14 protein-coding genes and 1 riboswitch are annotated in these 22,273 nt (G+C 38.9%); of the genes, 2 read left to right on the top strand and 12 right to left on the bottom strand.

Annotation, left to right across the window (positions count from 1 at the left end; genetic code table 11):
- Positions 1 to 753 precede the first annotated feature (753 nt).
- The 4 genes from tyrS to G610_RS21475 all read right to left on the bottom strand — a co-directional run bounded on the left by tyrS (position 754) and on the right by G610_RS21475 (position 7,104).
- Positions 754 to 1,977, bottom strand: a complete 1,224-nt coding sequence (gene tyrS, locus G610_RS0116965; RefSeq protein ID WP_026525722.1) for a tyrosine--tRNA ligase — start codon at positions 1,975 to 1,977, stop codon at positions 754 to 756.
- A gap of 492 nt (positions 1,978 to 2,469) precedes the next feature.
- Positions 2,470 to 3,708, bottom strand: a complete 1,239-nt coding sequence (locus G610_RS0116970) for an Ig-like domain-containing protein (RefSeq protein WP_026525723.1) — start codon at positions 3,706 to 3,708, stop codon at positions 2,470 to 2,472.
- A 438-nt stretch (positions 3,709 to 4,146) separates the two neighbouring features.
- Positions 4,147 to 5,985 carry an AAA family ATPase gene (locus G610_RS0116975; RefSeq protein WP_026525724.1) on the bottom strand — a complete coding sequence of 613 codons (1,839 nt, stop codon included), beginning with the start codon at positions 5,983 to 5,985 and terminating at the stop codon, positions 4,147 to 4,149.
- Between the two features lie 81 nt (positions 5,986 to 6,066).
- Positions 6,067 to 7,104: a DUF3089 domain-containing protein gene (locus G610_RS21475; RefSeq protein WP_051198089.1), complete on the bottom strand. Its 1,038-nt coding sequence runs from the start codon at positions 7,102 to 7,104 to the stop codon at positions 6,067 to 6,069.
- 367 nt (positions 7,105 to 7,471) lie between these two features.
- Here G610_RS21475 and G610_RS0116985 point away from each other — a divergent pair, with 367 nt between their 5' ends.
- Complete coding sequence (locus tag G610_RS0116985) at positions 7,472 to 8,530, top strand: fibronectin type III domain-containing protein (RefSeq protein WP_026525725.1); 1,059 nt, start codon at positions 7,472 to 7,474, stop codon at positions 8,528 to 8,530.
- Between the two features lie 171 nt (positions 8,531 to 8,701).
- Here the strand turns inward: G610_RS0116985 and G610_RS0116990 are convergent, their stop codons facing one another.
- From G610_RS0116990 to G610_RS0117025, 8 genes are all read right to left on the bottom strand, one after another.
- Positions 8,702 to 10,453, bottom strand: coding sequence for a sensor domain-containing diguanylate cyclase (locus tag G610_RS0116990; RefSeq protein ID WP_026525726.1), 1,752 nt, complete (start codon positions 10,451 to 10,453; stop codon positions 8,702 to 8,704).
- A 196-nt stretch (positions 10,454 to 10,649) separates the two neighbouring features.
- Positions 10,650 to 14,651 carry a leucine-rich repeat domain-containing protein gene (locus G610_RS0116995; protein ID WP_026525727.1) on the bottom strand — a complete coding sequence of 1,334 codons (4,002 nt, stop codon included), beginning with the start codon at positions 14,649 to 14,651 and terminating at the stop codon, positions 10,650 to 10,652.
- A gap of 185 nt (positions 14,652 to 14,836) precedes the next feature.
- Entirely contained in the window at positions 14,837 to 15,511 is a 675-nt protein-coding gene (locus G610_RS0117000) for a hypothetical protein (RefSeq protein WP_026525728.1), read from the bottom strand.
- 199 nt (positions 15,512 to 15,710) lie between these two features.
- On the bottom strand, positions 15,711 to 16,289 hold the full coding sequence (locus tag G610_RS0117005) for a folate family ECF transporter S component (protein WP_051198090.1): 579 nt from the start codon (positions 16,287 to 16,289) through the stop codon (positions 15,711 to 15,713).
- Between the two features lie 67 nt (positions 16,290 to 16,356).
- Positions 16,357 to 16,451, bottom strand: a riboswitch (THF riboswitch).
- Between the two features lie 61 nt (positions 16,452 to 16,512).
- Entirely contained in the window at positions 16,513 to 17,535 is a 1,023-nt protein-coding gene (locus G610_RS0117010; RefSeq protein ID WP_026525730.1) for an NAD(P)H-dependent glycerol-3-phosphate dehydrogenase, read from the bottom strand.
- A gap of 17 nt (positions 17,536 to 17,552) precedes the next feature.
- Positions 17,553 to 18,218 (bottom strand): glycerol-3-phosphate 1-O-acyltransferase PlsY, encoded by a 666-nt coding sequence (plsY, locus tag G610_RS0117015; protein WP_026525731.1) that lies wholly within the window; start codon positions 18,216 to 18,218, stop codon positions 17,553 to 17,555.
- A gap of 24 nt (positions 18,219 to 18,242) precedes the next feature.
- Positions 18,243 to 19,571 carry a ribosome biogenesis GTPase Der gene (der, locus tag G610_RS0117020; protein ID WP_026525732.1) on the bottom strand — a complete coding sequence of 443 codons (1,329 nt, stop codon included), beginning with the start codon at positions 19,569 to 19,571 and terminating at the stop codon, positions 18,243 to 18,245.
- 18 nt (positions 19,572 to 19,589) lie between these two features.
- Positions 19,590 to 20,945 (bottom strand): DUF512 domain-containing protein, encoded by a 1,356-nt coding sequence (locus G610_RS0117025; RefSeq protein WP_026525733.1) that lies wholly within the window; start codon positions 20,943 to 20,945, stop codon positions 19,590 to 19,592.
- A 108-nt stretch (positions 20,946 to 21,053) separates the two neighbouring features.
- On the opposite strand from G610_RS0117025, the gene G610_RS0117030 reads away from it, so the two are divergent.
- Complete coding sequence (locus tag G610_RS0117030; RefSeq protein WP_026525734.1) at positions 21,054 to 22,226, top strand: ribose-phosphate pyrophosphokinase; 1,173 nt, start codon at positions 21,054 to 21,056, stop codon at positions 22,224 to 22,226.
- Positions 22,227 to 22,273 lie beyond the last annotated feature (47 nt).

A 22,273-nucleotide genomic window follows, 5' to 3' on the forward strand; every position in this document is an offset into this window, starting at 1 on the left:
TTCTAACGGGGATGATTGGCTTTTCTTGGCTTCTTCCGCGTTAGAGAGACCCAGATTCCTAACATTCTAACGGGGATACATAGCTATTTTCCGCTAAGCCCACGTTTTATGGACCTTTTAGGAAATGCACAAGACATTTCAGGAATTATTCAAGATAAAAACGTTTGGTAATTTGTTGGCTTGTTAAATAAAAAAGGAATCTACGACGAAGAATACTATTTATGCCGTATTGATATGTCTTTAAAAAGAATCCCGATCAGAAATTCGACACTTACTATAATATATAGATGTACTTTTGTCAATATTAAAATAAATTGTGATGCCATGTAAAAATCATAGATATGTTCAGAATAATATTGCCCCTGTGTTTCGGAAACAATAAAAATTGATATTTATGGAATAATACTGACACTGAGTTTCGAAAACAATAAAATAGGTATTTATGGAATAATACTGACGCTGCGTTTCGAAAACAATAAAGTAGGTATTTATGGAATAATACTGACACTACGTTTCAGAAACAATATAAATTGGTATTTATGGAATAATACTGGCACTGCGTTTCGAAAACAATAAAATAGGTATTTATGGAGTGATACTGACTCCGCTTTACCGAAATGATTAAGGGCCGGCATATTGCCGGCCCTAATATCACATATCTACTGTATTCAAATATCCGGTAAATCAAGCTCGCCGCCTGAATCATTTATTGCAGTGTAACCTTCTTGAAGGACTTCTCGCCTGAATCATTTATTACAGTGTAACCTTTTTGAAGGACTTCTTGCCCTTCTTAACCATTATGCCTTCACCTGCGAAGGTATCCTTTGTGTAAGTGGTCTTAAAGTCTGTTACCTTCTCGTCGTTGAACATAACGCCGCCCTGCTGAACTGCTCTTCTAGCTTCGCTTCTTGTGGGGCAAAGACCAGCGCTTACAAGAACCTGAAGGATGTCAACTACGCCATCTCTAAAGTCCTCTTCCTTAAGTGCAACAGCGGGAACGTTTGCGAGATCACCGCCACCAGCAAAAAGTGCTCTGGCAGCGTCCTGAGCCTTCTGTGCCTCTTCTTTACCATGAACAAGCTCTGTAAGCTCGAATGCAAGGATTTCCTTCTTCTCGTTGATTCTGGAATCCTCCCACTTCTCCATCTCCTCGATTTCTTCGATAGGAAGGAAAGTGAGCATCTTAAGGCACTTATCAACATCGGCATCGCCAACGTTTCTCCAGTACTGGTAGAAATCGTAAGGTGAAGTCTTCTTGGGATCAAGCCATACAGCGTTACCTGCTGTCTTACCCATCTTCTTACCCTGAGAATCAGTAAGAAGTGTGATTGTCATTGCGTGAGCGTCCTTGCCGAGCTTTCTTCTGATAAGCTCAGTACCGCCAAGCATGTTGCTCCACTGGTCGTCACCACCAAACTCTAAATTACAATCGTACTTCTGGAACATGTAATAGAAGTCGTAGGACTGCATGATCATGTAGTTAAACTCAAGGAATGAAAGTCCCTTCTCCATACGCTGCTTGTAGCACTCTGCTCTAAGCATGTTGTTTACTGAGAAGCAAGCTCCAACCTCTCTTAAAAGATCAATGTAGTTAAGGTCAAGAAGCCAGTCAGCGTTGTTAAGCATGATAGCCTTGCCTTCGCCAAAGTCGATGAACTTCTCCATCTGGCGCTTAAAGCACTCAGCGTTGTGATCGATATCTTCTCTTGTGAGCATCTTTCTCATGTCAGTTCTTCCTGAAGGATCACCAATCATGGTTGTGCCGCCGCCGATAAGAGCGATGGGCTTATTTCCAGCCATCTGAAGTCTCTTCATAAGTGTAAGTGCCATGAAGTGACCGGCTGTTAAGCTGTCTGCTGTGCAGTCAAAGCCGATGTAGAATGTAGCCTTTCCTGCGTTTACGAGATCTCTGATCTGCTCTTCGTCTGTTACCTGAGCGATAAGACCTCTTCGTTTGAGTTCCTCATAGATTTGCATTGTTTTGCCTCCTTTTACTTAGGCTGCGAAAAAAAGTCCTCCGCAACCGAAATCAGTTACGAAGGACGAAAAATTCGTGTTACCACCTTCATTCACATGTAGCTCACGCTGCATGCCTCAGCAAGTACTCCGTTTATGCAAAGTCTTCATTAAGTGACAGAAAAATCGGCCACTAAGAATGCAATCACTTCATACTCTTCCGACTAACGCTCGGTTCTCGTCATGGCTTACTAGATAAGTTTCATCATTCTTCCATGCAGCTCCCGGAGGTATTCATTCAAAGTCCGTGTCCGCGCCTCTCACCAAACGGCTGCTCTCTGTGGCCGGTACAATGAACTACTTGTTCCGTTCAAAGCCTTTAGATAATAATTATCAATATTTTATCCGTGCTGTCAAGAGATTTTGCTTTCTGGTTGGATCAAATTTCTCTACGGATATAGTTGCAACTCAAGAGCATCCTTCTTGAATCAGCCCTGAGGACTCAATACTGATTTATTCTGTTACCGTTACCTCTATTTTCTTATAAATACCATTCTGTGCAATAGCATAAACATTGCAGGTTCCCTTTTTAACACCAGTAATGTTGCCTTTCTTATCAACGGTTGCAACTGATGTCTTATCAGATACATAGCGAAGATTACTTGTATGCTTAAGCAGCTTCTTCTTTTTATCAGCAGAGACAACAGATGCTTTTACTTTCTTTGTCTCTCCTTTTTTTACTGTTATGCTTTTATTAGATACTTTAACGGATTTAGGGTTTGTGTAACCGGATTTATCTTTTCCGGCAACATGCGCTACCACTGAACGAACAATTTCTGTCCCACTATTATCACGTGCAACAACGTAACACTTAAAGTTCTTCTTAGTGTTAATTTTCTTATTTCGAATCTTCTTTATAGTCACAGATTTATTGCTTGTTTTCTTTGCAACCTTATTTAATTGATTGCCACAATAATCTATGTATACCTCGTAATTTGCTGCTTTCTCCTGCTTCTCCCAGCTAATCTTAATCTTACCTGCCGACTGCGATACAGAGATAGGAAGGAATTTAGAGCCAACACTATATAATTCCAAAGTCTTGATGTTCAGATCTACAGTAGCCGAATCTTTTCTTGACCAGGTACCGGTCATACTCAGTTCATATTTTCCTGCAGGTAATTCAAGGCTTGCTTTCCCGGCATCATACCATCCTGTTGTAACTGCCTTTTCTTCTTCATCCACTTTAGCATGAATAATTGCACCAGATTTACTTACACTATTGGAAAGACCTTTTGCCTGTGCATTGCAACCAATATAAAAGGTTGCGTCATTCTGAATGTCTACCGTAATAGTATCGCTTTTAATTTTACTACCATCAGTACCATCGTTTGCTTTTAGCTGCCCCACTTTTGTAAGGGGTGACCCCTGTGATGGCTCGAGAACATTCTTACCCTCTTTTTGTTCTATTTTTACGTAGCCGTTGTCCTTATAATTACTTTCTTCTGAATAAAACCTGTTTATTTCATCATACACATGTTTTCCTGCAAGGTTTTCCTGTCCGGTAAATAATCCATTCAAACTCGCTTTTTCATTGATAATAAAATAATAATTATCACCTTCAGCAGCTTTAACCTGCTGGGAAGGCATTCCCGGTATCACCATAGCTGATAATATAAATGCCAGGGTTAGTGCACATAATCCCTTTAATCTGTGCACGATTTTTTTCGATTTGCTTTTGTTTCTCTCGCTCATAATTTAACCTCCTTACATAAGAAAAAAATAGATACATAAAATCATCTATCACAACAAAACCGTCGAACATGACAGAGATTATCCCTGTTTTATTCGACGGTTAGTCATCATAAATTAAGTATTCTTTTTCCATAGAAAAATGAGCGCAGTTATTTTGTGCTGTGCTGTGCTGTGCTGTGAACAATGTATTTCTATTTTGCTTTGCTGTCAAGCTTATTATTCTATTCAAAATAATTCCTCTCGTAACAACGCTTTTTGAAAAATATATATAATGATTATACAAAAGTTTTTCTAAAAATTGTGTTAAGAGTTACGTAAATGAATATTAATCCTGAATCATTCACAGCAACAGATTAAAACTACTTCAATGCCGCATAGATATTTTGTCATATAAAAACTACCATAGGTGGCGGTAGGTATGGTACACAATAATAACTCCTAAAATTCACAAAGATATTCCTCAACATTTTTGTATTCTTTTCCATCAGATAAGACTTCACTTTGCCCATTATATAGCACACACTTCCTCGAAATAGAGCCATAAATACCTCTGATATACTTAAGCTTATTTTCATCCATCAAATGTTTCCACTGCTCATCTGATTTCACGTTACTATGCTTTATTTCAAATAATTCGCAGCTATCATTCTCGGGATCATAAATGACCATATCAATCTCACCAACATCAAACTGTAACTTAAACACACGCCTTTTATTCATGACCTTATGTGTTTCCAACAGTACTATATCTTCAAGCATAAGTCCCCTTACATCATCCAGGATTTTTCTTGATATAAGAAGCTTCTCCCTTTCGCTAAGTCCCTTGAATTCTTTATCACGCAAAAGCAGATAAACAAGAGCCTGGGCCTGGCAATATCTCATTCCCGGCTGCGTAAACACTGTGCGGTACAAATTGCCCGAAACAGCTGCGCTTGATTCAACTTTTATATTTTCAATCAGATCCAAAGCGGCGAAATACTCTTTTATCTCAGCTGCCACCTCTTCTGTAATCGCTTCCTGTAGTTCTTCCTTCTCCTTTATATCCAGAATTTTCTTCAATCCTGCTATTACATTTGAAGTGTCCATTTCATCCAACGCATCAGTTCTGTTTTCAGAGTTTCTTACTTTTCTCAGCATCTGCGCTGTAGACCTTAAATCTCTTGATACATATTCTCGTAAAATAACTTCTTTTGTAAATTCATGATTCATATCCTGAATTATACGATTGATTGCATTGGTTAATTCATTTGCATCGTATAGCCTTTTCAAATTTCTGAAATGGCTGCCTTCTTTATAACAGGTCAGAGAATGCTGGATGTTTTTACATATAGCAGTATCAATGTATCTTCTGGTACTCTCATCGTCCCGAAATGAAGCTTCATCCCAATCAATAGCATCTCCAAATTTAAGCTCTCCGGCCTTTAATGTACCACCATACCTTATATATTCATCAATGTTGGAAATCCCCAAAAGTCTCTTATGTTCTCTAAAAGGAATATAAGTTGTATGAACCATCACAGCCCTATCATACAGTTCCTCATTTGAAGCAAAATAGAACCCCAGTGAGTCAGTACCGGAAAGTATTACCTTTATTCCCTGCGCAGCATATACATCTGAAAAAAGCGATGCTGAGTCGATGAAATCACTTATCAGAGTAACTTCATCAATGAAGACATATTTAAATGCACTTTTCACAGCAAGCTTCATGGCTCTATTCATATCTGCCATCGTATCCTTCACTGTCGCCTTTATATATAACGTGCGAGACCGATCAGCATCATTCATATCAAGTATGAGCTGTCTTAAAAGTGTAGTCTTCCCGGTACGCCTAAGGCCATAGATAAGACATACCTTATCCATCTGTTTTCCAAAAATATAATCCTCAATTATATGGAGGCAATCTCTTTTCTTAAAACCCAATGCACCATCAGCCATATTCCTAAGCGCATTTCCATATATTGCATTTACTTCAAAATCATAATCCAAAGGCATGGAAGATACACCAAACACGGGGCCTGGCTCCTTTAACTCTGACACAATGTTTCGCCCAATACTTTTACCTATTGACTTTAATTGCTTTTGCAGATTTTTCCGTTCCTCTATACCTCCACGCAAAATAACAGCATCATCTTCACTAATGCTGTCATAATGCATCTTGCCATTATCATCCTTCCACTGATGATAAAAATAAGTCTTATTATTTATAATCTTTTGCGTTACATATCCCTTTGGAAGGGAGCGGATTCTATTACTAATCTCTTGATACTCTGCATTCATAGCATTTAACCTCTAAAGATATTTTAACCCTAATTAACCTTTATTGTCTATGGTTAATTAGGGTTAAATCATCAATGCACTTTATGCAGCAGTGTCCAGCACCTTTTTTTGTAAAAATGCATCTGTACGCTTCTGAACATTTTCCTGGAGATTTACAAAGAAAAGGAAGTTGTCATACAGATGAAGGCATCCTTCAGGGAAAATCGAAAGCACAGGCGGGTACTCTTCTGTATTTATACCCGTTACAACTAGACATCCTCTGTTAGGATCAATGTATGCTCCATATTTTCCCTTTTCTACAGAAGTAATAGCACCGGTTTTACTATCCTGTGTTACAGATCCTTTATTAAGAGACTTGTCAGCCTTGGTGCTGTCTGTTTTCCAGTTAAGCGGATTTATGGAAATGCCCTTAGAACCTGCAGGCATAAACATCGAGTCTGTTACTGTTCCGTCCTCACAGTCAAAGCTTACAACTACACCTGTATCAGTCTCACCCTTTGCGGGAACTATCTGAGGATACTTATTTATCATATCTTCTGTCATGTACCATCCAATAGCATAAACAGCAATAAGATTTTCTCTAAGACTTACGGCTCTTTCCGAGTCACCTCCGTAATATTCCTGAAGAATTCTGTAGCACATATCAGCTCCCTGGGAAAAACCTGCAATAATCAATGGTCTGCCATTATTTTTATGCTCTATGTAATACTTGAAGGCTGCGGAAATATCTACATAAGCATTACTTAAGGCCTTTTCTCTTTCTGCTGCATCAGAGAGTCCGTAAACATTCATGGATGCCTGTCTGTAATATGGCGCATATATCCTGCATGTATATGCATAAATAGCCTGCTGCTGATTCATGGCATTTCTGAATATCTTTTTATATCCCGGGGTGATCTGGGAATTGTACTGACTAAGAGTATCCACCGTAGGTGCGACTATAAAAACATCGACTTCATTCTCGGGATATGCCCCGTCATAGAGCCAGTTCTCAGCCTTGGAATAATCCAATGCGCTTGTAAAACCTGCAACAGCGGATGCCTTTGTAGCAGCAAAAGGACCAAAGACAGTAAAAGCTATAACTATAAAAGATGTGACGAAAGAAACTATTCTCCTCATAAAATGCCTCCTTTCAGATATATCCATTTTACTGTAAACCGCTTATCCACATTCTTAAATATCTATAAAATCAATCATATAAGATTCAAAAGTAATTATTGTTCCTTACTGATGATACGGATCGCTTCTTTTTCCATCACTTACAACTCTCCTTACCGGGTTTATGTTATATAATCCTTATTTCTGAGAAAAACATATACAATTTCACTTCCTGCAATAATTAATTAATTATTAATATTATTAAATTTTTATTAACTTTTCCTTGACGATAGACATATTATACGTTTTAATAGATAGCGTACTATAAATAGGAAAACATTTTAAAGAAAATAGTTTTCGAAGGAAAGTTAATGGAGGAAAAGGGGTTATGAAAAAAGAACTCAAAACCTTGTCACGTTTAGTATTATACGTGGCAGCATTTTTACTCGTGTTTGGTCTTCGTGTTACATCTGCTAAAGCTTACACCACTATAACACAAACAGCACAGACACAGAATTCAGTAACAATTAACTGGAATGCGATTGGAAGTAAGGACATAACAGTCAAATCTTTATATCTTGGTTATGCAGAGGATTCTAAAACTGCCTCAAGCAACGCTTTAGCACGACAGATTCCCATCGCTAACACAAATGCTACAAGCTATGTTTTTAATGGATTAAAGCCCGGAACAAAATATGAAGTATATCTTTATTGCGATTATTCAAGGACAGTTCGAAAATACAATAGTAAAACAAGAAGATATGAAAGTACTATTGAAAACAAAACTGCTGTACTTCAAGATTCCGCAACCATTAAAACCAATCCCGGTCAGGTAACAGGTCTTAACCAGCTTCGTTGGTACCGTTTCATCGAAGAGCTTGACATTGGTTGGGATAGACAGACCGCTGCAGATGGTTATGAATACCTGTTCCAGAATCACAAGGGCAAGACAATTGATTCAGGAATAACAACAGGCACAGGCTTCTCAGAGAAAATCAAGAACTATGTCGTTTATAAGGCACAGGTTCGTTCTTATGCAACCATCAATGGTGTTACATACTATGGTGACTGGAGCCCGACTGCATTCTTCTTTACACAGCCCTCAAAGGGAGCAAGAGATGCTGTAGTTGGTGCTAAGATCAGCGGTTCCAAGCTCAAGGTTTCATGGAAGAAGATGGACGGTGTTTCAGGCTACAACGTATATGTATCTGATAAAGCTAATTCCGGCTATAAGAAGGTTAAGAGCGTAAAAGCAAACAAGGGCTCTGTAACAGTCAGCAAGTATGGCAAGAAGAAGTTTAAGAAGAACAAGACCTATTACATATATGTTCAGGCTTACAAGAAAGTAAATGGCCAGACCTTCACAACAGGTGTTAACTACATAACAGTACTTAAGAGAAACAGCATCTCTTATATCTATTCTGATTCAAATGGCAGTTACAAGTAATTCTGATTTCCTGCGGCTAAAACTGCAAAATCATGTATTGCAAACGAACATAAACATCGCCCGGATGAATTTCATCCGGGCGGTATTTTAATGCCTAAATTCAAAAAACATGCACTCTTAACTTGACATACTCTCACAGTTTTTCAAGCTATCAAAAATTCTGATCATCCATCATAAATCGGTACAAACCCGATCTTTTCCTGATTCTTTTGCTTCATACAGGAACTTGTCTACTCTATCCAGTGTGTCCTGTATAGCTTCATCGCTGTGATGGCTGGTAGCACCAACACTGATGGTGACCAACATATCATTTTTTGAGTTTTCTCTTACTCTACTGTGGATTGTGTCAGCAATTTCTTTTACCTTGGATACTTCATGACCTGAAATAAATACCATGAACTCTTCACCACCCCAGCGCCCGGCTTCTGCATTTGGGATATCAGAAATATAATCTGAAAGTGTATCAGCAATGTATTTTAAAATTGCATCACCTTTAGAATGTCCGTACCTATCATTTATTTTCTTAAAATCATCCACATCAAACATTATAAGATGCCAGTTAAGGTCTTCACCCGAAACCGATTCATTATTCTCATATATAAGCCGTTCTATTGCACCACGGTTTAAAAGACCTGTCAGTGCATCATGTGACGCTTTATAGAGCATTTCATTTAACTGCTCATTCTTTTCCATTATTTCTTCAGTAATTGTATTGATAAATATTGCAAGCCTCGCAGTAACCGGCAGGTTTGTACTTAGCTCAGCTTCGTGAAAATCAAAATTCGGCACAATACCGGGCGGACCTTCTCTCATAGCTACAGTCACGATGGAAAGATTATTAATTAGTGACATTCCCTTATACCTGAGAATCTCACCAAGTGCGCTAAAACCTGTTGATTCCATATGTTTGGATATTAGTGATACTTCAATATTTTCATTTTCTGCCCAAAAAAGCTTTCGTCCCATGCAGTTAACCATATTTACTACCTGGGGTGCAAATTCAAGTATCATCTGAATAGTCTGCTTAGTATGCTTGATGATTCGTCTGGGATCACCGAATGTCAATCTGACGAAACTACCTTGCGGAATGTTAGATGACATCACAATAGATCCGTCAGGATTCACGGATTTAGCATGCCTTATATAGGCAGTATCTTTACCTACACTAACTTCCCAGGGAAACTCTAAGGCATCATAAAAGAAGTTTTGATCCTTTTTTATATGAAGGTAATGGTTATAAACCTCATAAGCCGGCTTACCATCCAGTTCATAAACAACACAGCCTTCGGCTTTGGTAACTTCTAGCGGATAACCTATAGGCTTCCATCCAAACATTCTGTTTGCCTGGATATGCAGGTCTTTTCCCTTGTAAATAACATATGCAGAGCCCGTATAACTAATGGTTCCATCACCTGCAAAAACAAAGGGCTTATGATTATCATCACCTACTGCTACGCCGCCAAAAATAACAATATTTTCAGGTAGATTGTCAACGATTTCAGCGGCATTCTCAAACTCATCATTAGTAGCAACTGTAAGGATTTCAATGCCCTTGATGTGAGGTATACTCTTTACCTCATTAAATACAGCGACAGCATCTAATTCTTCAGTATGATCATAGGTTGTACGAACTTCTATGCCGGTACCGGGATCATCAAAAACCATGGCTGTAACTACTATATCTTTATCATTTATCTTACCATTCAAAATTTCACCGGTTGCGCTGCATCCGATAACAGGAATAGCAGGAGCCTTTTCTTTCAAAACACTTCTGATATAATCCAGTTTTTTAAGATTGTTTTCGTAGTCATAAGGAACATAAACATGGAATAAAGCAGTCCTATTATTTGAATTAATATGATCTACCCAACTTTGAATCGTTGTCTCAAATATGTCATTTAAAGATGTCTGTAATAGTTTCAAACCGGTCTCTCCCGCTTAAATACACTATATTACAAATATATTGTAACTCAAAAGTATGGTATATATTGATAAAATAAGTCTAAAATATATTTTATGTGTAACCCAAAGCGCTTGTCCCCCATCAAAAAGTCTGATTATCCCCTAGACATAAAAGGCTGTCACACATAGTGCAGCAGCCTCCGTTAAATACCATAATTTACTTTACAGATCCATTTGTCTGCTTCTTTACTTTTTCTACTACCTTCTTCTTGTCTTTCTTCTTAAGGCCTTTTACCTTAATACTGCAATCAGAATGCACCTTCTTAAATGCAGATTTTCCAACAGTAAGTGATTTATTAGCTTTGAGTGTGACACTCTTAAGCTTTGAACAGCCATAAAATGCCTTGCTTCCAATCTTTGTAATTGATGAAGGTATGGTCACTTTCTGAAGCTTCTTAAGTCCCTTAAAGGCTTTTGAATTTATTTCAGTAACAGAATAAGCCTTATTCTCATATACAACTGATGAAGGAATCGTAAGTGATTTAGCGTTTTTATTCTCAAGCCCTGTGATCTTCACAGTACCCTCACCGGTAACCTTGTATTCTTTTCCAGCGCTTGTGAACTCAGTTCCTACTTCAACTACAGCCTCATTATTTACCTGAGCATTACTGCTGTTTTCAGTTTCAGCTGTATTCTGCTGTACATTAGCGGCTTCGCCATTCTGGTTCTGATTAGGCTTATTTTCGCTATCCCCATCATTTGAATTCTGGCTCTCAGAATCATTAACTGAAGATACAGAATCATTTGTATAATTTACATCAATGGTTCTGTCATCACATTCTCCATCATTATCAGAATCCAGTTTGATTTCTACTTTGCTATCAGCTGCTGAATCGTTAATTGTAACGGTTTTTGCATCTATATCAGCTACTTTACCGTCCTTGTCTTCTACATATAATTCAGCATCAAGCTCTGCATCACTATTTATAAGTACCTGGCCATTATTAGTTGATACTTCTATAGCTTTTCCTGATTCCTTAACATTTCCCTTAAGCACAGTTCCAAATGAAGCACCATTATCATTTACAGTCTCAACTTCTATAGAACTTCCACCAACAGCCTCGATTCTGTAATCATCAGTATTTACATCATAAAATACCTTAACCGGCTCTTTGGAATCTGACTTAAAGGTTATAACCTGATTCTGAGTTTCATATGTAAACTCTACGCCATCCTCATCGGGAGTAATCTCTATCGGCTCGCTGCTGTCGTAAGACTCATCAGTATAATCTACAAAGTACTCTTCATTAGCAACCGCTTCATCACCAGAGATTATTCCAATCTTTGTTAAGAAGTCACCAATTTTCTTGATAGTACCCTTAGCGACACTGATGATGTTGTAACCATTTTTCTTAGCTTTGAAAGTTCCAAAAAAGTACAGCTGATCGATATCATCAAATATCGCTAATACTTTGGAGCCATCTATTGGTCGAGAATCAAGTTCCCCGCCGCAAGTATTAGTCATTTTCAAATAGTTTTCACTTACATATATATCGTAATCAGATAAACTACCTTTATTCGATGCATATAAATCAGAAAGTTCCATCCCTTCACAACTCTCAATATTATATACACTAATTTTCCACGTATATTTTGTTCCCTCTATAACCTTGTTTACTGCTTCACATCCATCGATAACAACAGCATGGTCTCCTCCTTCTACAGTCATCCCTTCTGCTTTGTATCCTGGAACATTATATACTAGCATCGCAGGGCCCTCTTCCTTTACCTTCAGTGCCCTATTTACAAGTTTAATTAGTTTATATTCACCATCATATTTACTGTACTCTTTTAATACATTTTTGAATGCAGTTGTATTCTGGGACATTTGCAACAAAGTAAGAATTTCACTATCTTTCGCATTTTTAGGGTCAAAATCATGTATTTTCTTATTCGAATTCAATCGTCCTGCATGTGCACCTAATTGCGCAAGTGAAATACCAAAGCATATGCCTTTATAATCAGGCTTCATCATAACTTTGAAGATATCTTTTAAATTCTTGTATTCAGTCTTGCTTAACTTGCTCTTAAGCTCTTTCCACTTTAAATCAGATACGGTATATGTACTACGATTAAAATCACCATTGTAAAAACTAGCCATTTCATCATTGTACTGTATCTCATAAGGAAACTGGTAAAAACCATATACCTTCTCATAATTCTCTGCATTATCGCCGATTTCTATTTTTTTACCAAATCTCTTCTTTGTAAACCATCCGCTCACTGTATAGCCATCACTGCCATACATATAATAATCATATGGCTTGTAATTAGGCAGTATATCGATTTTATCCAAGTATTGGAAGGAAAATGGCTCAGAGTTTTCATCATCATAAAACTCTATGCGCTTTTCATCTGCCGGGTGTACGGCCTGTAAAATGCAGTTCTTGGGGGTATTTAAGTCAATTCCCCTATAATATTTCTGACTATCTCCATCGTATTCGTTGAATAAAGAACCGGTTAAAAAGATATAAGGATTACGGCAATCTTCGCATTTGATGATAATATCTTCAAAGTTTTCAAACATTGATAACTGAGCTCTCTCATCAAACAGTTTAAAATTCTCAGCACCCTCTTTCATATATCTTGAACATAAATTTCCAAAACTATATTCATATTCTTCAGGCAAACAATCTATTATCCATTTAGATTCTTTAAAGCTAACTACGTTAAGATTTGGACATCCTGCAAAAATGCCTTCGATACCAGCGATATTAACTCCATTTATATTTACAGAATTCAAGTTCACGCATTCTGAAAACATTCCTCCTACAGTCATGTAATAGCCATCATCATAATTATAGGTGTAATCCGAATAACTACATCCTATATCCACATTTTCAAGATTGTGACAACCTTCAAACATTCCGTTTGCATAAACAGTTCCGCTGCCATATGTAAGCCTAACTTCCCTAAGTCCATCACACTTGCAAAACATATGGTCATAATTACCATCATTAAGATATAATTCTGATATTTTGCTTAAGTTCTGAGCTCCTGCGAACATCGCACCATAATTGTTTGTTTGTGGAATTATGGATCCACAAACATATTTAATGCCTGATTCCATAAACATATATGAAACTGACTCAACATCGTTGAAATCACAACCAGCCAAATTATAGAACTCTGATACAAATCCTCTAAATAACAATTCAGCATTACCATGTGCACTTATATTATTAGAGCCGCACACATCACCCCAACGTGATCCTACAGACATAGGTAGGGGATCAGGTTGGTCATACCAGTCAGGATAAATTCGCTGTGCTACTGCTGTAATTCGTGAAAAGGCTATGCCTGATTCGTGAGCATATGGACTATTTTCCAATTCTTTGAGCATCCCAAGAGTTGAAGAATAGCTTCCGCCAAAGCAAACTGCAATGGCCTTATTTCTTGTTTCATCACAAAAGAAATCACTTGATAAATTGATCTCAACATTATAATTATTTCCATCAACTACAGCCCCGGAAGGTATGATCATAAGACCATCACCAAATTCGAAGGATGTATTCTTATCAAGAACTAATGTATCACCTTCTATATGGTACTCAAAGTTTCTAAGCCAGGGTGTTCCGGTCTCACTATAGTATGGATTTGATGCATAGAGTTTTTTAAGGTATTTTTCATAATCCTCATCGCTGTCAAAATCCCACTCACTAGCATTAACAGTAGGCAGTTCGCTATTTTCATCAGGTTCCGCAACGGCGGTTTCACCAGTGCCTTCAGCTTTCTCAGAATTTTCATCTGCCTGAGTTTCATCGTTTACCTTATCTGTTTCGGTACTATCATCTTTAGAAGTACCATCCTCAAATGTATCTCCATTTGAAGCTCCATCACCTGAATTATCATCTGTCAGAGCTTCACTAGTTGATCCTTCTGAAGCATCATCTGTCGGAGCTTCTCTAGTAGTTCCGTCTGATGCGCCTTCATTATTCTGCTCATCAGAGCTTCCGGACGAACTTTCAGAATCAGATGATGAACTGTCTTCAGTATCAGATTCTGCGTTATTTAAGTTTTCTTCAGTGGATACATTTTCTGATTCTTCAGACTGATATGATGATCCTGACTCAGCTGAAGCTGAAATACTGCCGGAACCAATGACAGCCTGAGTAGCCAATGACAAAGAAATTGCCATCGCAAGAAACCTTTTCTTCATTTTAACCTCCCATAAAAGTAATCAGGCATTGGGCTGCTGGTTCAGCAATATATCCCCATATACACTGCTATTACTTTCCAATGCCTATTCGTGTTATCAATGCAAATTATATCAAAAAAACTGCCACCACGTAACATTCATGGTGACAGTTTATAATTCTAAAGCAATAAATATTTTAGTCGAAATTACTGAACCTTTGTAGCTACGATGTTCTTCTTGTTGCCACCAAATCCAGCCTGCTTCCAGTTGATAGTACCATACTTATACTGGATCTCCTTTGTTGAAGTAAGCTGACCGTTCTTAAGACCTGCAATACCTACATATACATCTGTCTCATAAGTAGGAACATCTACATAGAAGCTGAATGTTCTTGTCTTAGGATAACGGAATGTATCATGATATCTGTACCAGCCCTTTGTGTAGTTAGATGTCTTCTTATACTTACCGGAATCTTTAACCTGATAATCATAAGAATCAATTGCTGCCTTTACACCATTGATATCGTTACCCTGGCTGTCTGTAAGTACAAGAGCTGTTGAATACCAGTTATTGAACCACTTCTTTCTGTACTCTTTGCTAAGTCCGTTAGCTTCTGCCTGAGAAATCTTTGTGTTCTTAACTGTAATAGTTACGTGATAAACATTGAAACCGTTTGTTGTTCCAACATAAGACATCTCGTTGAACTTTACCTTAGCTGTATGCTTGCCGGCACCTTTATAAAGCTTCATCTGTACGGTCTTTGTCTTACCAACGCCTGCTGTAGTAATCTTAGCTGCAGCTTCAGCTGTCTGCGGTACACATGTTAATGCAATTGCAAATGCAAGAAACATAGCCACAAGTGATCTTATAATTTTCTTCATTTTTCCCTCTTTCCGAAATCCTCAAAACCCATTCACAAGTCCTCCCTTGTATAACGCGAGAATCTCTTTTGAATTATATTCACAACGTAAAATATAATAACATAAAATGTGTCGTTTGTGTGAACTAATTATTTATTATTTCTTAATAAAAGAAACCGGCATCCAATCGTTTCCTTGAACAACTGCATGCCGGCGAACATTACCGGAACATCGGTCTTATCGTTTTATCGATAGCTTTTAACATTACAAAAGTAATAAAGGTATCAATCGGAAGCATTACAGAATTGGAAATAATTCTTCCGGGGAGCATTGCAAGGATTGCCTGACCATACAGGAGCTTAAGCCATATGGAGTTGAGGCAGATATTTACGAAAATCTTTACTATGAGCTGTGCAGTAAGCACTCTTGCAATTGTGATATTCTTCTTATAAAAAGCATAACCATAGATAATTCCGCCAAGAGCTGCACTGATTGTAAAGCCGGGGAAGAAATCACCTGTGGGTTTAAGAAACCACTTGATCACATCAAGGGCAGCTCCGAAAATCGCTCCTACAGCAGGTCCAAAGAGATAATCCACAATCTGATTGGGGAGTCCTGAAAAACCAATCCTAATGTAGTTTCCGATGTTAAAAGTAGCAACATAGCCAAGGATAATTGCTATAGCTGCAAGCATTCCGCAGAATGTAACATTTCTAAGATGCTTGAATTCCTTCAGGGATGCAATCCATCTGTTTACTGCTACTTCGTTTGTTTCTTTTGATAGATAATTTTGTGACATAATAAAACACCTCCTTTGCAGACACGCATTCTGCACAAGGAGGTGCTAATAAGCACATTCTATATGCAGCAGCGGGATGCGAACCTGACACCGCGGTTTCCCTTCGTCCATCTGTCAACTCCCTGTACAGACAGCACTTAACGCGTCAAATTCTACTCTGCTAATAAATATTTTAGTTTCCAGATTCATTATAGCAACAAAGTCGGCGCCGTCAACAGGAATTTTACCATTCCTGCAATTCGTTTTCGGCCTTCTTCTCACGAAGCATAAGCTCTTTCACAGCTTCTTTGGGATCCTTGCCATTAAAAAGAACCTCATTTATCTGCTCTACGATAGGCATCTCAACCTCGTATTTTCTGGCAAGTTCAAGAGCTGCCTGGGCACTGTTTATACCCTCAACTACCATCTTTACCTCTGCGGTAGCTTCAGCTGCAGTTTTCCCTTGTCCAATGAGGATACCTGCTCTTCTGTTTCTTGAATGCATTGAAGCACAGGTCACTATAAGATCTCCCATTCCGGAAAGTCCTGAGAAGGTCTCATAGTCACCGCCCATGGCAGCGCCAAGTCTTGACATCTCAGCTATACCTCTGGTGATAAGCGCAGCCTTGGCATTATCGCCATAACCAAGACCATCTGCAATACCTGCAGCCAGTGCGATTACATTCTTAAGTGCCGCACCGATCTCTATGCCAAGCATATCGGGGCTTATATAAACCCTGAATTCCTCAGCCATAAATACATTCTGAACTTCTCTTGCACTTTCCTTGGAGAATGCACCTACAACAATTGTAGTGGGTAAGCCCTTACCTACCTCTTCAGCATGTGAAGGCCCTGAGAGAACAGCCACTTCACTGCCCGGAAGCTCATCCAGAATCACATCCGACATAACCATAAGAGTATCCTTTTCAATACCCTTTGAACAGTTGACAATGATTCTCTTTTCCTCTCCCTCAGCCAGATATGGTCTCATTTTGACGCATACCTCTCTGATAGCCACAGAAGGCACAGTAACAACTATCATTCCTGCATCCTTAAGTGCTTCTTCCATATTGGAAGTAATTTTGATGTCCTTATCAAGAATAACTCCGGGAAGTTTATCCTTGTCTTCCCTTTCTGACCTTAGCTTACTTGCAGTTTCTTCCCTTCTGGCCCAAAGTGTTACATTGAAACCATTTTTGTGAAGTCTCCAGGCAAGGGCAATACCCCAGCTTCCGGAGCCTATGACTGCTACATTTTTTGAGTCCACGTTTTTCTCCTTACAGGTTATTCTGTTTTATTTTTCTTGAAAATATAAGTTTTTCTCTCGCAATGCTGCAATAGTCTCTTGATATTGGCTCTGTGCTGATAAAAAGCCAGGGCTGTCATCAGGAAAGCTATTATGTACATCTCTATAAGATAATTCTGAGGCATTCCCAAAAATCCAAGCTGCCCCATGATTACGAGCTCAATAAAGAAACCTGAATATAAAATCAAAGATCCCAAAGATACATAGTGTGTAATATTAAAAGGAACAAGAAAAGCCAAAAGGCCTACAATAACGTATTTCCAACCAAAAGCAATGATGTTTCCTGCTGTGCAGGCTATTCCCTTTCCTCCTTTGAATTTCAGATAGAAGGGAAAATCATGTCCAAGAACAGCTCCGCATGCAGTATATATCATGAGCAGATACTTCATCTGTTCAAAGCTGTCTCCAAGAAGCATCGGTCCCACAAAAAGCTGAACCAGCTTAACAGCAAGATAGCACTTAAGCATATCGCCAAAAAGCACAGTAAATCCGGCTTTGGCTCCCATGACTCTCAGAGTATTGGTAGTTCCGGCATTGCCGCTTCCAACATTCCTGATGTCAACCCCCTTAAGTCTGCAGTACAATACAGCTGTCTGGAACATGCCAAAAACATATCCTATCAGCAGACACAACAATCTGATCACTTCTTTTTCCTCCCCCACGGATTTTTATTTGTCGTTATTACGCTCTCTTATAATGAATTTAAGAGGCGTCCCCTTAAAACCAAATGATGCTCTGATCTGATTCTCAATATATCTGGTATATGAGAAATGCATCAGTTTCTTATCATTTACGAAAATAACAAAGGTCGGTGGCTTAACCGCAGCCTGTGTGATGTAATAGAGCTTAAGCATCTTACCTTTATCTGACGGAGGCTGCTGCATTACAACCGCCTGCATCATTATCTCGTTAAGAACACCTGTAGCAACACGCATAGCATGGTTCTCGCTGACCATATCTATCATATCATACAACTTAACAAGACGCTGACCTGTCTCTGCAGAAATGAATATAAGCTCTGCATACTGCATGAAAGATAATGTATTTCTGACATCCTTAGTGAACTCGTTCACTGTCTTGTTATCTTTTTCAATAAGATCCCACTTATTAACAGCGATGATAACAGCCTTACCTCTATCGTGAGCGATACCTGCTATCTTGGCATCCTGCTCAGTAACACCTTCATCAGCGTTAATAACGATAATGGCAACATCAGCTCTTTCAACAGCCGTAACGGTTCGAAGGATCATGTATTCCTCGAGCTTTTCTTTAACCTTATTTTTCCTGCGAAGTCCCGCAGTATCAATGAAGGTGTATTTCTTTCCGTTATATTTTATCTCCGTATCTATGGCATCTCTTGTAGTTCCTGCCACATCAGATACGATAAGTCTGTTCTCTCCGCAAAGCTTGTTGATGATAGAGCTCTTACCAACATTGGGCTTACCTATAACAGCAACGCGAATTGAATCATCTTCTTCCTCTTCGCTTCCCTTGGAGCTGAAATTCTTAACAACCTCCTCTAGAAGATCGCCGATTCCCTGCTTATTGGTAGCACTTATAGGGAAGGGATCACCGATTCCAAGATTATAAAACTCGTAAACATCAAGATTATCTCTCTTGAAGCTGTCAACCTTGTTTACGCAAAGAACGATGGGCTTACCTGATTTTCTGAGCATATCCGCAACCTGAGAGTCCGCATCTGTAAGTCCCTGCTTAACATCACACATGAAAATAATGACATCAGCAGTCTCGATCGCTATCTCTGCCTGATCTCTCATCTGCGTGAGGATCGTATCATTGGAATCAGGCTCAATACCACCTGTATCAACAAGAGTGAAATTCCAGTCAAGCCATTCCACATCTATATATATTCTGTCTCTGGTAACACCGGGAGTATCCTCTACAATAGAGATATTCTTACCTGCTACCGCATTGAAAAATGTACTTTTTCCTACATTCGGTCGACCTACGACCGCTACTATATTTTTTCTCTTCATAAAATTACCGTCCTGCTATCAATTACTTCCATCAAGGCCAAGAAGACCCAAAATGAAATCTCTTCCGCCGCTTTTTAGGATATCCACCTTAATATCAAGCTCTCTCTCTATATCAGCGATATGAACATCATCAAGGAGATAATCCTCCCCTGCTCTAAGAACATTCTGTGGTAAAAACAGAGTATCTCCAAGGTCTCTGCCTTTAAGCTGCGCTATTATGTCCTGTCCTGTAAGAAGGCCTGTAACAGTGATTCTCTCGCCAAAGAAATTGTTCACTATCTCATTAACATGAATCTCAAGCCCCGGAACCACCTCTGAAAGGCGTCTTGCCATCTCACAGATATAAGGATAAATAAGTCTTCCGCTGGCTGTAGAAACCTTCCTCTTAAAGCTGCCAGGATCAAAGCCTTCAAAAGCACCGCTTTTAAGCTCTGCAAGCGCCTCATCAAACTCATCCAGAAGGAGTCTTACCATTCCCACGCCATTCTCAAGCTGACCGTAGTCATCATAAATCTCAGCGCCGGGAATCGGAAGCTGTGCTATCATATACCATTCATCAGATGCATGAACAAAGTGGTCTCCGTATTCCTCAAAGGCTTTATTCTGCCAGTATTCTATTTCACGGATTACCTCAAGGGCATCATCTTTTTCAAAGGGTTCAAGTGGATACAAGCCTTCTCTGAATTTTGAAAGGCCCACAGGTACAACTGAAACGCTCTTAAGATTGGGTCTGTATTTATACAGATCTGAAAGGGACCTGTGAAGCTCTTCTTTGTCGTTAACACCTTTGCAGAGAACAATCTGACCATTGATCTCTATGCCGCTGTCCCCAGCCACAAGTCTGTCCACCTTTTTAAGGGCTTCTCCGGCGAATCTGTTGTTGAGCATCTTGCAACGAAGCTCCGGATTTGTGGTCTGGAAAGAAACATTTATGGGTGATAAATGATATTTCAAAATCCTGTCGATATCATGATCACTCATATTGGTAAGTGTAACATAATTCCCCTGTAAAAAAGAAAGTCTCGCATCATCATCCTTAAAATACAGGGTCTCCCTCATTCCGGGAGGCATCTGATCTATAAAGCAGAAAATACATTTATTGCTGCAGGATCTGTAGTCATCCATAAGGCCATTGTCAAATTCGATACCAAGGTCCTCATCATAGTATTTTTCTACGTCTATTTCCCATTCTTCACCGTCAGGCTTCCTAATAAGGAGCACAAGCTCCTCGTCCTGAACCATATATTGATAATCAAATATATCTTCAATCAAAGTGCCATTAATGGAAATAAGTCTGTCACCGGGAGTAATATCCATCTCCTCGGCAATACTTCCCTTTAATACACTTTTGATAAGATGTCCGTTATTGTTCATATATTATCCCTTCATCACACGATTATACATGAATTTTCTTGACGTGTCAGTATAATATAACATAAGATAGTACTCGGAAAAATATGAAATTTTTTGATAGGAGTCAAAATGCCAGATTTTCATAAATTAGAATCACTTATTCCAGTAGCCCCTCTTGCACTGATCGTTATGGATTCAGCAAAAGATCTGGGCGAGAAAGTAAACAATCATCTTAGTTCATTCAGACATGCACTTCATACTCTGCCAAGCGATCCCGCATTCAGAGATTATGTTAAGGATGACTACAGAGTATCATATCAGAATCCCAGATTCGGAAGCGGTGAAAGTAAGGTTACTCTCACTGAATCAATTAGAGGTAAGGATGTTTTCATCTTAGCTGATGTTATGAACCACTCTCTTACCTACAAGATGCATGGCTACACCAACTACTATTCACCCGATGACCACTATCAGGATCTTAAGCGTGTCATCGCTGCCATCAACGGTAAGGCAAGACGAATCAATATCATTATGCCTTTCCTCTATGAGGGCAGACAGCACCACAAAAATAACCGTGAGTCTCTCGATGCAGCAGTAATGTTCAAAGAGCTTCATGAGATGGGAATTACCAATTTCCTGACCTTTGATGCTCATGATCCCAGAATTTCAAATGCCGCTCCTATTTCGGGCTTTGATAACTTCATGGCATCACCTCAGTTCTTCAAATCACTTATCACTAACATTGAAGACTTTGTTGTAGATAAGAATAACCTTACGGTAATAAGCCCGGATGAGGGTGCTTTGGACAGAGCCGTATACTTTGCCAACGTTCTTGGTGTAAATACCGGTATGTTCTACAAGAGACGTGACTACTCCAAGGTTGTTAACGGCTCCAACCCCATCGTTGCTCACGAGTACCTGGGCGACGACATCGAAGGCAAGGATGTTATCATCATCGATGATATGATCTCCTCAGGTTCAAGTATGATCGACACCTCCAAGCAGCTTAAAAAGCGTGGTGCTAAGAGAGTTTATATCTGCACGACCTTCGGTCTTTTCACAAATGGTATTGATATATTTGATAAGGGTTATGAAGAAGGAGCATTTGATGCTCTTATTACAACCAATCTTATCTATCAGACCCCTGAATATGCCGACAGACCTTACTACATCGTAGCTGATATGAGTAAGTTCCTTGCAACAGTTATCGATTTCGTTAACCACGATGCAAGTCTCAGCTATGTTATCACACCTACTGAGTCCATTCAGGATCTCCTTAAGAAGGTCAATGATAAGGCATAAGATTTTAAATAATTGAAAATAGGATTTTGCTCGCAAAATCTTTATCT

The sequence above is a fragment of the Butyrivibrio sp. MB2005 genome (genome assembly GCF_000424285.1).
Taxonomy (GTDB): Bacteria; Bacillota; Clostridia; order Lachnospirales; family Lachnospiraceae; genus Butyrivibrio.